Source organism: Pseudarthrobacter sp. WHRI 8279 (genome assembly GCF_040224115.2).
GTDB lineage: Bacteria > Actinomycetota > Actinomycetes > Actinomycetales > Micrococcaceae > Arthrobacter.
Map to the genome: position 1 here is coordinate 3,075,179 of NZ_CP168162.1, position 14,318 is coordinate 3,089,496.

Below are 14,318 nucleotides of genomic sequence, written 5' to 3' on the forward strand. Positions count from 1 at the left end.
GCACCCGCCAGGCAATAAGCGTGAACTTTCACGGTGAACTCCTCGCAGCTTCACATTGAACATCTGTTCAAGAAATCTATTGAACGTCCGTTCAACCTCGGCTACTGTCCTCCGTATGACTTACGCCACACCGTCCCAGGACGGGACAGCATCAACCCTTTTCATCAACGGTTCATGGGAGCCGGCAGCTTCCGGCGCTGTCCGCGAGATCCGCAACCCCGCCGACGGCGAGCTGGCTGCCACCGTGTCCGAGGCCGGCCGGGAGGACGCGGTGCGGGCCATCGCCGCTGCGCGTGCAGCCTTCGACTCGGGCGTCTGGTCCTCCGTCCCGGCACCTGCGCGGGGCAGCTTCCTGCTCAGGGTCGCCGCGGAACTGCGCGAGCGCAGGGAAAAGTTTGCCCGCGCCGAGTCGCTGGACACCGGAAAGCGGATCGCCGAAAGCCGGATCGACATGGACGACATTGCCGCCTGCTTCGAATACTTCGGCAGGCTCGCCGGGCAGCAGGCCGGCCGCATGGTCGACGCCGGTAACTCCGCCGTCGTCAGCAGGATCGTCCACGAACCCGTAGGCGTCTGCGGCCTTATCACGCCCTGGAACTACCCGCTGCTCCAGGCCGCGTGGAAGATCGCGCCGGCGCTGGCCGCAGGCTGCACCTTCGTCCTCAAGCCGTCCGAGCTGACCCCGTCCACCGCCATCCTGGCCATGCAGCTGCTGCAGGATCTCGGCCTGCCGGACGGGGTGGCCAATCTCGTCACCGGCGCCGGTGCCCAGGCGGGCGCACCGCTCTCTGAACATCCCAACGTCGACCTCGTCTCCTTCACGGGCGGCCTGGAAACCGGCAAGCGCATTGCAGCGGCCGCCGCCGGCACCGTCAAGAAGGTGGCGCTGGAGCTGGGCGGCAAGAACCCCAACGTGGTGTTCGCCGACGCGGACTTCGACGCCGCCGTCGACAACGCCCTGAACGGCGCGTTCGTCCACTCCGGGCAGGTCTGCTCCGCCGGGGCGCGGCTGGTGGTGGAGGAATCGATCGCCGAACGCTTCGTGGACGAGCTGGTCCGGCGCGCGCAGGGCATCCGCCTCGGCGGCCCGTTTGATGACGACGCCGAAACGGGCCCGCTGATTTCCGCGGCCCACCGTGAGAAGGTCCACGCCTACGTCCAGCGGGGCATCCAGGAGGGTGCGCGGCTGCGGACCGGCGGCTCCGCGCCGCAAGGGGAGAAGTACGACGGCGGCTTCTACTACCAGCCCACCGTCCTGGACCAGGTGCAGCGCGGCATGTCCGTGGTCATCGACGAGGCGTTCGGCCCGGTGGTGACGGTGGAAACCTTCCGCACCGAGGACGAAGCCGTGGCGACGGCCAACGACACTATCTACGGACTGGCCGGCGCGGTCTGGACCCAGGACGCCGGCAAGGCCCAGCGCGTGGCCGGCCGGCTGCGGCACGGCACGGTCTGGATCAACGACTACCACCCCTACCTCCCCCAGGCCGAGTGGGGCGGCTTCGGCCAGTCCGGCGTCGGCCGCGAGCTCGGCCCCACCGGCCTGGCGGAATACCAGGAAGCCAAGCACATCTACCAGAACACCAGCCCGCAGGTCACTGGCTGGTTCGCTGACCACGGCAAGGAGAACTAGATGCACTTCGACAACATCGAGGACCTCAGCGAGCGCTCGTTCGATTACATCGTCGTGGGGGGCGGATCCGCGGGGGCCGCCGTGGCCGCGAGGCTGAGCGAGGATCCGGACGTGACCGTGGCCCTGGTGGAAGCCGGGCCCGATGACCGTAACCTTCCCGAGATCCTGCAGCTGGACCGCTGGATGGAACTGCTCGAATCCGGCTACGACTGGGACTACCCGGTGGAACCGCAGGAGAATGGCAACTCCTTTATGCGGCACGCCCGGGCCAGGGTGATGGGCGGCTGCTCCAGCCACAACTCGTGCATCGCCTTCTGGGCACCGCGCGAGGACCTGGATGAGTGGGAGTCCAAGTACGGCGCCACCGGCTGGAACGCAGACGCCGCCTGGCCGCTGTACAAGCGGCTGGAAACCAACGAGGACGCCGGCCCGGACGCGCCGCACCACGGCGACTCGGGCCCCGTGCACCTGATGAACGTGCCCCCGGCGGATCCTGCCGGCGTTGCGCTCCTGGACGCCTGCGAACAGGCCGGCATCTCCCGCGCCAAGTTCAACTCCGGCACCACCGTGATCAACGGCGCCAACTTCTTCCAGATCAACCGCCGCGCGGACGGTACCCGGTCCTCCAGCTCGGTCTCCTACATCCACCCGATCATCAGCCGCCCCAACTTCACCCTGCTGACCGGCCTCCGCGCCCGCCAGCTGGTGTTCGACGCGGACAAGCGCTGCACCGGCGTGGACGTGGTGGACTCCGCGTTCGGCCGGACCCACCGGCTTTCCGCGAACCGCGAGGTCATCCTGTCAACCGGCGCCATCGACTCCCCCAAGCTGCTCATGCTCTCCGGCATCGGCCCGGCAGCGCACCTCGCCCAGCACGGGATCGATGTGCTGGTGGACTCCCCCGGCGTGGGCGAAAACCTGCAGGACCACCCCGAAGGCGTGGTCCAGTTCGAAGCCAGGCAGCCCATGGTCCAGACGTCGACGCAGTGGTGGGAAATCGGCATCTTCACCCCCACGGAGGAGGGCCTGGACCGCCCGGACCTGATGATGCACTACGGCTCGGTCCCGTTCGACATGAACACCCTGCGGCACGGCTACCCCACCACGGAGAACGGCTTCAGCCTCACGCCGAACGTCACCCACGCCCGCTCGCGCGGCACCGTGCGCCTGCGCAGCCGCGACTTCCGCGACAAGCCCATGGTGGACCCGCGCTACTTCACCGATCCGGACGGCCACGACATGCGCGTCATGGTGGCAGGGATCCGCAAGGCCCGCGAAATCGCGGCCCAGCCGGCCATGGCGGAATGGACCGGCCGGGAGCTTTCACCCGGGATCGAGGCGCAGACGGACGAGGAACTGCAGGACTACATCCGCAAGACCCACAACACCGTGTACCACCCCGTGGGCACCGTCCGGATGGGACCGTCCGACGACGACATGTCGCCACTGGACCCCGAGCTGCGGGTCAAGGGCGTCACCGGCCTGCGCGTCGCCGATGCGTCCGTCATGCCGGAGCACGTCACCGTCAACCCCAACATCACCGTGATGATGATCGGCGAGCGCTGTGCCGATTTGATCCGTGCGGGCCTCACCCGCGCCAGCCGAAACGGCGAAACCACGACGTCGGAGCGGGAACTCGCCGCCTCCCTCGCCTGACTTCCAGGCCACCGGCCGTCCGTGCGCCGCAGTGCGGACGGCCACCACTATCGTGCTTTTTTGATTGAGGAGTCCACATGGCGGAACCCAGCAAGAGTATTGATTCAAGCGGCATGGACGAGTTTGGCTACGCGCAGACCCTGGACCGGAGCATCGGCAAGTTTGCCAGCTTCGCAGCCGGCGTCAGCTACATCTCCATCCTCACCGGTGTCTTCCAACTGTTCTACTTTGGCTTTTCCATGGCCGGACCCGCCTACGCATGGTCCTGGCCCCTCGTCTTCGCCGGCCAGCTGATGGTGGCCCTGTGTTTTGCCGAACTGGCGGGCCGCTACCCCGTTGCGGGATCGGTGTACAACTGGGCCAAAAGACTCGCCTCCGGCACCTCGGCCTGGCTGGCCGGCTGGCTGCTGATGCTCTCGTCCATCGTGGCGCTGGGCTCCGTGGCACTGGCTTTGCAGCTCACCCTGCCCCAGCTTTGGTCCGGCTTCCAGTTCGTCGGTGACGGCACCGGCCCCTACGATTTCGCCATGAACGGCGTGGTGCTGGCCAGCATCATGATCACCATCTCCACCCTCATCAACGCGTTCGGCGTAAAGCTCATGACGCGGATCAACAGCATCGGCGTGTTCGTGGAGCTGACCGCAGCCGTGCTTCTCATCCTCGCGCTGGGCTGGCACGTGGTGCGTGGGCCGGAGGTCCTCTTCGACACCGCCGGCTTCGGGGAAGGCCACGACCTCGGCTTCTTCGGCGTGTTCCTGATCGGTGCCATGGCTTCGGGCTACGTTATGTACGGCTTTGACACCGCCAGCTCGCTTGGGGAGGAGACCAAGGACCCGAAACGTACGGCACCCAGGGCCATCCTGCGGGCCATCACGGCCTCATTCGTACTGGGCGGCCTGATCCTGCTGTTCGGCATCCTGGCCGCCCCGGACCTGGCGGATCCCAAGGTGGGATCGGCCGACGGCGGCCTGCAGTACATCGTGCTGTCCGTCCTGGGCGGACCGTTTGGCAAGGCCTTCCTGGCGTGCATCGTCGTGGCCGTGGTGGTGTGCACCCTGGCTGTCCATGCCGCCGCCATCCGCATGATGTTCGCCATGGCCCGGGACAACAACCTGCCCTTCAGCCGGCAGCTCAGCAAAGTGGATCCGGTCCGCAGGACCCCGACTGTTGCGGCTATCGTGATCGGCATCCTGGCCGTGATGCCACTGCTCATCAACGTCACGCAGCCTGCGATTTTCACCATCATGTCCAGCATCAGCATCGTCCTGATCTACCTTTCCTACCTCCTGGTCACCGTGCCCATGCTGCGCAACCGGCTCCTGAAAAAGTGGCCGCTCGCCGCTGACGGTTCCGAGCCCGGTTTTTCCCTGGGCAAGTGGGGGCTGCCGGTGAACATCCTGGCGGTCCTGTGGGGCGGTGCCATGACGCTGAACCTGGTGTGGCCGCGCCCGGAGATCTACAACTCGGTGCCGCCGTTTGAGTGGTACCTGCAGTGGGGCGGGGTGATCTTCGTGGCCGCCGTCACGGTGGGCGGGGCCCTGCTGTACCGGCTGAAGATCCGCCATCAGACGGGCGTGCTGGCCGAGCATGCTGCGGCCGTCGCGGCCCATCCGTCATCGGGCGCCGCACAGCAGGCCACTCCCGCTGCGCTGGACGTGGTGGACGCCAAGGTGCCTTACCGCACCTGTTCCCACACATCAGCTGCGGGGCTGGCGGTCCCCAGCGGAAAGGTCGATGACGGCACCCACCCCAGTGCCGTCGTCGGCCTTTCCCCATGGAGGGGAACGAGGGGTGGTCCTGCCGCTCCTGAAGGGCGGCCGCCGCTAAGCTAGCGCCATGGCCAACAAAACCACAGCAGAGAAGCTCGCCACCCTCCAGAAGGGCTACACGCTGGAAGGCGCCACCATAGAGCTGGGGGCCGCCATTATCGACGGCGAGCTCCATAAGGATGCGCCGGTGCGGCTGCCGCTTTCCATGATGAACCGGCACGGACTGGTGGCCGGTGCCACCGGCACGGGCAAGACCGTCACGCTGCACATGATGGCCGAACAACTTTCCACCGCCGGAGTGCCGGTCTTCCTGGCGGACATCAAAGGCGACCTGTCTGGGCTGGCCACCGCCGCCACGGGCAGTGAGAAGCTCACCGCGCGCACCGAGGGCATCGGGCAGTCCTGGCAGGGCCGGACGTTCCCGGTGGAGTTCCTGGCCCTAGGCGGCGACGGCAACGGCGTCCCGGTGCGGGCAACGGTGTCCTCGTTCGGGCCCATCCTGCTCTCGCGGATCATGGAGCTGAACGACACGCAGGAATCCAGCCTCCAACTGGTGTTCTACTTCGCAGACAAGAACGGCCTGGAGCTCATCGACCTGAAGGACCTCCGCGCGGTGATCCAGTTCCTCACCTCGGCAGAAGGCAAGGACCAGCTGGAGGAACTCGGCGGGCTGTCCAAGGCCACGGCCGGCGTCATTTTGCGGGAACTGGTGAGTCTCGAGGCGCAGGGACTGGAGAAGTTCTTCGGCGAGCCGGAGTTCGACACCGCGGAGCTGCTTCGGACCGCCCCGGACGGACGAGGGGTGATCACCTGCCTGGAGCTGCCCACCCTGCAGACAAAGCCCATGCTGTTCTCCACCTTCCTGATGTGGCTGCTGGCCGACCTTTTCGAGGACCTGCCCGAGGCCGGCGACCTGGACAAGCCCAAGCTGGTGTTCTTCCTCGACGAAGCCCACCTCCTCTTCAACGACGCCTCCAAAGCCTTCCTAGAGGCCATCACCACCACGGTCCGGCTCATCCGGTCCAAGGGCGTGGGGATCTTCTTCGTCACCCAGACCCCCAAGGACGTTCCGGCGGAGGTCCTCGGCCAGCTGGCCAACCGGGTGCAGCATGCCCTCCGCGCGTTCACCCCCGAGGACGCCAAGGCCCTCAAGGCCACGGTGTCCACGTTCCCCATGAGCGACTACGACCTCGAGGAGACGCTCACGTCTGCAGGCATTGGCGAGGCAGTCATCACGGTGATGAACGAGAAAGGCGCCCCTACGCCTGTGGCGCTCACCAGGCTCCGCGCCCCCGAGTCCGTCATGGGACCCAGCGACGAAGCCCTGGTGCGCAGCACCGTTGCGGGCTCGGCCCTGCTGGCAAAGTACGGGACGGCCGTGGACAACCACTCGGCTTTCGAAAAACTGTCAGGGAAGGCCGCAGCGCCCGCCGGATCGGGTTCGGGCGGGGCTGTTTCGGGCGGGGCAGGCCAGGACGATGTCGACGCCGAGGCGCGCCGGATCGAGGAGGAGATCCTTGGGCGGCCCAGCAGCAGGCCCGCTCCGTCCCCCACAGCGGGACGGCGCATGCCCGCCGAAAACGCCCCTGCCCCGCGGCCGGGTGCGGGAGACTCGATGGCGGGCGACATCGGCGGAATGCTCGGCGGCGCCCTGGGCGGCGGGCTGAAGAGCATGGCCAGGTCCATCGGCACACAGCTCGGACGGGAGCTGCTGCGCGGCGTGTTCGGCACGTCGTCCCGGCGCCGCCGCCGTTGAAAGGTACCGCATCCGGCTGACTCAACTGCCGCCGTCGGACGCATGGCAGGTAACGTATGGAACGTGCAGATGAGTCAAGCGTTGGTGAGGATCGCGGCCGGATGGCTGCTGGGACTCATGCTTGCCGTCGCCGGCGCCGTGGTTGCGGTGAACCTGGTCAACAACACAGTGGCCAGCCCGCAGCAGCCCGTACGCGAGTATCTGGACGCGCTGCAAAGCGGTGACGGCGGCAAGGCGCTGGGGCTCCTCCGGGCCACGGTCCCGCCCAGCAACGCCGCCATGCTCGACGGCACGGCCCTGCAGACCGCTACGTCCCGGTTCACGAATGTGGAGATCGGCGATCCGGAGGAACGCCCGGACAACCAGGTCATGGTGCCCCTGGAGTACACCATTGACGGCAGCAGGCTCCGCACCGAATTCCTGCTGCGAAAGACCGGAACTGAGTGGATCTTCTTCAACACCTGGGCTTTCGTTCCGTCCAGGCTGCCCACGGTGGACATCACGGTGGTTAACTCCAGTGAGGCCACCGTCAACGGGGTGCCCGTCAACATGCCCAACGGCCGGAACTCCTTTGCGGTCTTCTACCCCGGCGAATACGAGGCATCCGTGAACGGGGAGTACTTCTCGGCGGCCCCCACCCGGGCCACGGTCACGGCACGGGACGCCCCGGTGGCCCCGCTCAACCTCCTCACCCAGGCCACGGACGACCTGAAGAAGGACGTGTCCGCGAAGGTTCGGGAATTCCTGGACGGCTGCGCCGCTGTTGCAGCCAAGGAACAGAAACTCCAGCCGGACTGCCCCTTTTACTACGCCAGCAACAACACGGTGCAGGACGGCAGCATCAAGTGGACCGTGACGGAATACCCCAACGTGTCCATTGAGCCCTTCGACGGGCGCTGGGTGGTGGCTCCCCTCGACGGAAAAGCCAAGGTGGAAGCCCTCCAGCAGAACCTGTTCACCGGTGCCTGGTACCCGCTCAGCGAGGAAGTGGACTTCAGTTTCACCACCCGCCTGGACGTCAGCGGGGACACGGTCAAGGTCACGCCGGTACTGAGCTTCTAGGGCCGGTCCGCCACGCTGGCCCAGTTTTGGTGGCCAAACAGCAGGTCTACCAGCCGTTGTGGCGCCAGCCGGGCGAATAACCGGGCCGGTTTGGTTGCGGCCACCGCAGCGAGCCCCGGGCAAGAACCTCGCGGACCTGCGCCAGGACAGCTTCGGGTGAATGAACCACGTCGTCGTAGAAGAATCGCAGCACGGGAAGGCCCTGCAGTATTGCGGAGTTGTCCCTGCGGCGGTCCTTCTTGAACTGCCTGGCTTCGAGATGGAAGGCCAGCCCGTCAATCTCCACGATGAGGAACCCCTCCAACAGGAAGTCAACACGGCCGATGCCATCGATCCACACTTGGGTTTCGGTAAGAATGCCTGCATCCCGGAGCAGCACCCGGGCCAGGGTCTCCAGGAGGGAATCCGCGCCCCGGTCCACCTTGGACACTACATTCCGCGCTTTGCCGCACCGGGGTCCGTCCAAGTGGCGGAGCAGGTATGGCGTATCGATGTCTCCGCGGTTGTATGCACACTCCACCATCACCAGGGACTCGAGTTCCGGCAGGCACAGCAGGGCATGAAGCAGGACATCAGGCAGGGCTGCAAGCGTCCGGTGGCGGGGCGGCTGCGTCAAGCCGGTGCGGTGGCTGATACACCGTACTGCGCTTCGGCCGTTGCTCTGCCAGTAGTGGGGCCTGACAGGAGGGTGGAGCCGCCAGAGGCTGTATGCAGGGGCTGCGGAAACGCAGGTGACCAGACCGCGGGCGCGCCCCGCAGCCACCAGTTCAGGGTCTGCGTCAGCCACGGCCAGGAGTCCCCGGTCCAGCCGAAGCACCTGGCCGCTGCGGACCGCACGGCGAAGGTCCGTGTCCGTGGCACCGGCGGCCAGCACATCCCGCCGCAGCAACACTCCACCAGCTGATCTAAGGATTTCCGTCGGGTCCATCAGGCCAGAATGTGTGCCATCCTGGCCCGGCGTCAGCCTCGAGCCGTGCTATGTGAACAAGACGGCCCCAAGTTGGCCCACTTTTTGGGGGAAGCAGCAACAAAGAGGCCCGGTTCCCACTCCTCATGGGGTGGAAAACCGGGCCACTTAAGCAGGCTCAGGATTACGGCGGCGCGTCAGTCCATGCCGCGCAGGTCCAGCACCAGCTCGGTATCACCATCGCCTTGGAGCACCACGGGGATGCCCCAGTCCTGCTGGTACAGGTGGCAGGCAGCGTGGTCCGGGATCTCGCCGTCCTCGGTCTCGGGCCCGTCGCAGGCGGCAGCCCGGGCGGTGATGTGCAGGATGCCCTCCGGCACGTCCGGTGAGAGCTCCAGTGTGCGGAGCAGCCCCACCGAGGTTCCGCCGCCGGATGCCAGCAGCTCCGGCGGCGTGGAGGAGATCTTCAGCTGGGTGGGATCACCCCAGCGGTCATCCAGCTTCTGCCCTGTGGGGGCGGTGAAGCGGACTGTCAGCTCCAGGGGGCCGGGGGCAACGGGGCTCTTGGGCCGGTGCGTCTGGACCGCGCCTTCGTCCACCTGCTGTGCTTCCTTGGGGATGGGGACGAACACCACCTGGTGCTTGTTCGCCTCCACCACCACCAGCAGCGGCTCAGAACCGGCCGAGTGCGTGTGGTCCACAATCACGTCGGACGGCTCCAGGAGGCCGCGCGCCAGGGTGGACACTGTGCGGGTGGCGGGATCGTACCGCCGCACGGCGCCGTTGTAGGTGTCGGCCACCGCCACGGAGCCGTCCGGCAGGACGGTAACACCCAGGGGGTGCTGCAGCCGGGCTTCCGCTGCCGCGCCGTCCCGGAAGCCGAAGTCGAACAGCCCCTTGCCGATCGCGGACTCCACGGTAACCGTGCCGGCGTCGTCAATGGCCAGCTTGCGGAGGGCGGACGTTTCGGAATCAGCCACCCAGATGTTGCCCTCGGCGTCCTCGGCCAGGCCGGAAGGCTGGGCGAACCAGGCCTCGTGCGCGGGGCCGTCTAGCAGGCCTTCCAGGCCGTTGCCGGCCACGATGGCCACCGTCCCGGTGAGGGGGTCGAAACTGAAGATCTGGTGCACGCCGGCCATGGCCACCACCACGGCGTTAAGCTTCCTGGACCATACGACGTCCCAGGGCGAGCTCAGGGCCACATCCAGCGGGTGCCCGCCGAGCTGGCCCGTGAATCCCGCCGCGTCCTCGTCCACGCGCGCCGGTCCGGACTCCAGCAGGCGCTGGACGCCGCTGCCGGCAAGGGTGGAGGCCTTGCCGTCCGCGAGGGACAGCCCACGGAGCCGGTGGTTGACGGAGTCGGCAATCACGACGTCGTACCCCGCCTTGGCTGCCACGTCTTCCGGCAGCAGAACCAGGCCTTGGGGCTCGTTGAACTGTGCCACGGCGGAATCCCCCGCGGCCGGGCCGTCCGCGTGGCCCCTCACGCCGGAGCCGAAGGTGCCCAAGACGGTATGGAAGTCCGTGCCGAGTTCCACCAGGCGGTGGTGGCCGGTGTCGGTGACCAGCCAGGAACCCTTGCCGGCATCACCGTCTGCTGCGGCACCTGCCCCTGTGCCGCCGTCGGAGGTTCCATTCACGGCGGTGGATCCGCGGCCCGGCGGCAGGAAGAGGGCCTTGCCGGGGAAGCGCAGGGTGCCGGAGGTGGGCTCCGGGGCGACGTACGGGCCGGAACCGCGGTGAAGCGTGCCCTTGGCCTCATGTTCGGCGATAAGCTCAGGAATCAGCACGGCCAGGCCGTCCGCGTGGCCTTCGCCGGAGAGGTGCGCCACGATGTAGCCCTCGGGGTCGATGACCACAAGGGTGGGCCAGGCGCGGGCGGTGTACGCCTTCCAGGTCTCCAGCTCGGGATCGTCCAGGACCGGGTGATGGATCTCGTAGCGCTCAACAGCGGCGGCCAGCGCCACCGGATCTGCCTCGTGCTCGAACTTGGGCGAGTGGACGCCCACCGTGACGAGGACGTCGGAGTACTGTTCCTCCAGCGGCCGGAGTTCGTCCAGCACATGCAGGCAATTGATGCAGCAGAAGGTCCAGAAATCCAGCAGCACGATCTTGCCGCGCAGGGCTTCAAGGTCCAGGGTCTTGCCGCCCGTGTTCAACCAGTTGCGGCCCACCAGTTCGGAGGCCCGGACCCGGGCATGCGTGCGTACGGTTTCGCTCATCAGCGTCCTTCCAGCTTGTTGCGTTCAGCCAGCCTGGCGTCGCGTTCGGCCAATTTGGCAAACATATCGTTGTAAGCGGTGAGATCGGCGTCGTTATTCCTGTCCGCCGCCCTGTCCACGCGTTTGGTCTCCCGCTGGTCCGAGCGGGACCACATGATGGCCACACCGATGGCCACCAGCAGGGTGGGCACCTCGCCGATGCCCCAGGCCACCGCGCCGCCCATCTGCTGGTCCAGGAGGGCCGAGGGGCCCCACTCCCTGCCCAGGTTGCCGAAGTAGTCCGCGGCGAGGAGGTTGGTCCCGCCCATAATGGCGACGCCGAAGAAGGCGTGGAAGCCCATTGTGGCCAGGAGCAGCAGGAGCCGCATGGGGTACGGCGCCCGGCGCGGAAGCGGGTCGGTGCCGATCATGGTCAGCACAAAGATGTACCCCGTGAGCAGGAAGTGCACAATCATCAGCTCGTGGCCCACGTGTTCCCGCATGGCGAAGCCGAACAGGTCCGAGTAGTAGAAGAGCACAATGGACCCGGCAAAGTTGGCTGCCGCGAAAAGCGGGTGGGTGACCAGCTGCGAGAACTTGGAGTGGATGAACACCAGCAGCCACTCCCGGGTTCCACGGGAGCCGTCACCCCGGGCGGGCAGGGCCCGCAGGGCGAGCGTCACCGGCGCCCCGAGCACCAGGAAGATCGGGGCCACCATGGTCAGTGCCATGTGGTCCACCATGTGCGCCGAGAACAGTATGCGGCCATAGACCGACGGCGGTCCCGACGTGATGTAGGTCAGCACCAGGAGTCCTATGACCCAGTTCACGGAACGGAACCACTGCCACTTGTCACCGCGCCGGTAGACCTTGGCCACGCCCAGGAAGTAGGCGACGAGGCCGAACAGCGCTGCGGCGATCCAGAGCCAGTCCAGGCGCCACTCGGTGAGCCAGCGCTCCGGTGTGAGCTCAGGCGGAAGCTCGTAGCCTGTGAGGATGAAGGCGGGCGAGGCGTCGGGGGCGAAGGTGGTGGGCTCCGGCGGGGCGGAACGGCCCAGGGCGACGGCGACACCGGAAGTTGCGCCCATCACCAGGAATTCCGCCAGGACCAGCTGCCAGAGCACACGCCGCGAGGACAGGGTGGAGCCCTTGCGGCCCAGCTGCGGGATGACCCACTGCCGGTGCATGAATCCAACCCCGCCCAGGACCACGGTGGCCGCGGACTTGGCCAGGATCAGCTGGCCGTAGGGGGAGCCGAAGAGGTCCCCCCAGTTGGTGATCCTGATGCTCGCGTTGATGACACCGGAGGCGAACACCAGGACGAAGGCGAAGCCGGCGACGGACGAGAACCGGCGGAGCGTGGGTTCCGTAATGTCGGCGGACGCTGCGGCTTTGGGGCCGGTCAGGATTCCGGAGAGCAGGGCCAACATGATGATGCCACCGACCCAGGTGCTGACACCCACCAGGTGCAGGCCCAGGGAGTTGATGGCGCCTTCGTGGTCTGCGGAACTCGACGAGTGGCCGATCAGGGCGGTGGGCACCAGCCCCACCAGGGCCAGGACCAGCGTCAGAGCGAGTCCCCCGAGGGACCTCACGCCGAACAACGCCGTCGTCACTATTGCCGCGATGATGGTGACGGCCAGCCAGGCGCGCCCGGTCTCGATGTCCGTCATGAAGAAGACCAGGGCCTGGGTAAACTCAGCGTCGCCGGAGAGCGCCTGCCCTGCGACATCGGAGTAGGTAAGGACCAGGACGGCAATTGCGGACAGTGTCCACGCGGCACCTGCCACGGACGCCACGGCCAGGGCGCGGCTGAAGGCGGGATGCTCAGGTGCCTCACTGCCGGCAGCGTCTTTGGCCCGGCTGCGGGGGCCCGCACCCCGGGGAAGGATCCCGACGGCGAAGAGCAGCCCGCCGATGACGGTCGCCAACGAGACGTTGTGGATGGCCTTGCTGACGGGGAGGCCCCAGCGGACAAACGCCCCGGGGTCGGAGACCGCCCGGGCGGCAGCAGCGCCGGAGAAGATCAGCGCCGCTGCAAGGCCCATGAACAGGGCAGCCAGCCCGGCCATCTGCCACCCCCGGGGAATCCCCAGGGAACTGCTGTCCTTGCCCGGCGCACCCTTGCCCGGCGCTCCCTTGGCAGGAACGGACTGGGGGTGGGTGGAACGTGGTTTTGCGGCAGAAGACACCATTCCATTGTCCGCTACGCCTGCCCGGCCCGCGAATCGGGCTTAAAAGCAAAAGGAGCGGCAACCTTGTGGTTGCCGCTCCTTTTCCGCGCCGGCTCAGTGCCGGGGAGGAAGAAGCTTACTTCTTGTTGGAGACTGCAGCCTTCAGCTTGGAGCCGGCGGTCAGCTTGACGCTGTGGCCTGCCGCGATCTGGATGGTCTCGCCGGTCTGCGGGTTGCGGCCGGTGCGTGCTGCACGGTCGGTGCGCTCGACGGCGAGCCAGCCCGGGATGGTGATCTTCTCGCCCGCGGCGACAGAAGTCTCGAAAACCTCGAACAGTGCGTCGAGGACGGAGTTGACGGCTGCCTGGCTGGTGCCGGCCTTGCCTGCTACCTCTGCAACAAGTTCACTACGGTTCTTAGCCATTTATGTCCTCCTGGACGGTCATGATTCTGGAGCCTGAACGCGGCATGCGCACAAGCCACTGTTCGAAAACTTACCAGCTTGGACCCCTCCGTTCCGCAAATTCCGCGTGTTTCCGCCACTTTTTGAGGTTAATCACCGGGTTCGAGGGGTTTTGAGCCCCGGATTCAGCCACCAGCGGACGCTCCTCGACGCAATTCCCGCTCCACCCCTGCGACGCTCTCTCACTTAAGGTCGGGTTTCCCGGGACGCTCTCTCAGTCGATGTCGGGTTTCCCGGGACGCTCTCTCAGTCGATGTCGGTTTTCCCGGGACGCTCTCTCAGTCGGTGTGGGTGGTGGGGGGCCGGCAGGAGGTGGAATTGCATGCCCCGGGGGAACCGGCATCATGTGAGAGTGGATCACCCCGGAAACCAGCGTTAAGTGAGAGAGGATCCCCGGGGAGCCGGAGTTCTTTGAGAGCGTCGGAGGTGGGTCCTGGGGTGGTCGTCCGGGTCTGGTCCCTGTGGTGTGTGTGTGTTAAATGTGGGAGGCCCCAACCATGGTGGTTGGGGCCTCGACCAATGTGTGTCCGGCGGTGACCTACTCTCCCACACCCTCCCGGGTGCAGTACCATCGGCGCTGTGGGTCTTAGCTTCCGGGTTCGGAATGGGACCGGGCGTTTCCCCCACGCTATGACCGCCGTAACCCTGTTACCCGCCACCAACCCCGTGGGGGTGGTGTGGGAAGTCTTGTGTGGTT

The 14,318-nt window shown here is 66.8% G+C and carries 9 protein-coding genes and 1 rRNA gene; 5 read left to right on the forward strand and 5 right to left on the reverse strand.

What is annotated here, in order from left to right; all coding sequences use genetic code 11:
• The first annotated feature begins 115 nt into the window (after positions 1-115).
• The 5 genes from ABRP28_RS14205 (at position 116) to ABRP28_RS14225 (ending at position 7,876) form a co-directional block, all read left to right on the forward strand.
• Entirely contained in the window at positions 116-1,633 is a 1,518-nt protein-coding gene (locus tag ABRP28_RS14205) for an aldehyde dehydrogenase family protein (protein ID WP_350006017.1), read from the forward strand.
• A complete protein-coding gene (locus tag ABRP28_RS14210) occupies positions 1,634-3,289 on the forward strand; it encodes a GMC family oxidoreductase N-terminal domain-containing protein (protein WP_350006019.1) in 1,656 nt (551 codons plus the stop codon).
• Positions 3,290-3,366: 77 nt separating this feature from the next.
• Positions 3,367-5,121 carry an APC family permease gene (locus ABRP28_RS14215; RefSeq protein WP_350006021.1) on the forward strand — a complete coding sequence of 585 codons (1,755 nt, stop codon included), beginning with the start codon at positions 3,367-3,369 and terminating at the stop codon, positions 5,119-5,121.
• A 4-nt stretch (positions 5,122-5,125) separates the two neighbouring features.
• Positions 5,126-6,814: a helicase HerA-like domain-containing protein gene (locus ABRP28_RS14220; RefSeq protein WP_350006023.1), complete on the forward strand. Its 1,689-nt coding sequence runs from the start codon at positions 5,126-5,128 to the stop codon at positions 6,812-6,814.
• A 69-nt stretch (positions 6,815-6,883) separates the two neighbouring features.
• Positions 6,884-7,876 carry a hypothetical protein gene (locus ABRP28_RS14225; RefSeq protein ID WP_350006025.1) on the forward strand — a complete coding sequence of 331 codons (993 nt, stop codon included), beginning with the start codon at positions 6,884-6,886 and terminating at the stop codon, positions 7,874-7,876.
• 46 nt (positions 7,877-7,922) lie between these two features.
• Here the strand turns inward: ABRP28_RS14225 and ABRP28_RS14230 are convergent, their stop codons facing one another.
• From ABRP28_RS14230 to rrf, 5 genes are all read right to left on the reverse strand, one after another.
• Positions 7,923-8,804 carry a type IV toxin-antitoxin system AbiEi family antitoxin domain-containing protein gene (locus tag ABRP28_RS14230; protein WP_350006026.1) on the reverse strand — a complete coding sequence of 294 codons (882 nt, stop codon included), beginning with the start codon at positions 8,802-8,804 and terminating at the stop codon, positions 7,923-7,925.
• A gap of 176 nt (positions 8,805-8,980) precedes the next feature.
• Positions 8,981-11,005, reverse strand: coding sequence for an NHL domain-containing thioredoxin family protein (locus ABRP28_RS14235; protein ID WP_350006028.1), 2,025 nt, complete (start codon positions 11,003-11,005; stop codon positions 8,981-8,983).
• Positions 11,005-13,179, reverse strand: coding sequence for a cytochrome c oxidase assembly protein (locus ABRP28_RS14240; protein WP_350006030.1), 2,175 nt, complete (start codon positions 13,177-13,179; stop codon positions 11,005-11,007). The genes ABRP28_RS14235 and ABRP28_RS14240 overlap by 1 nt, the downstream gene beginning before the upstream one ends.
• Positions 13,180-13,294: 115 nt before the next feature.
• Positions 13,295-13,582, reverse strand: a complete 288-nt coding sequence (locus ABRP28_RS14245; protein ID WP_009358243.1) for an HU family DNA-binding protein — start codon at positions 13,580-13,582, stop codon at positions 13,295-13,297.
• 564 nt (positions 13,583-14,146) lie between these two features.
• Positions 14,147-14,263: ribosomal RNA gene (gene rrf / locus ABRP28_RS14250) — 5S ribosomal RNA — on the reverse strand.
• Positions 14,264-14,318 lie beyond the last annotated feature (55 nt).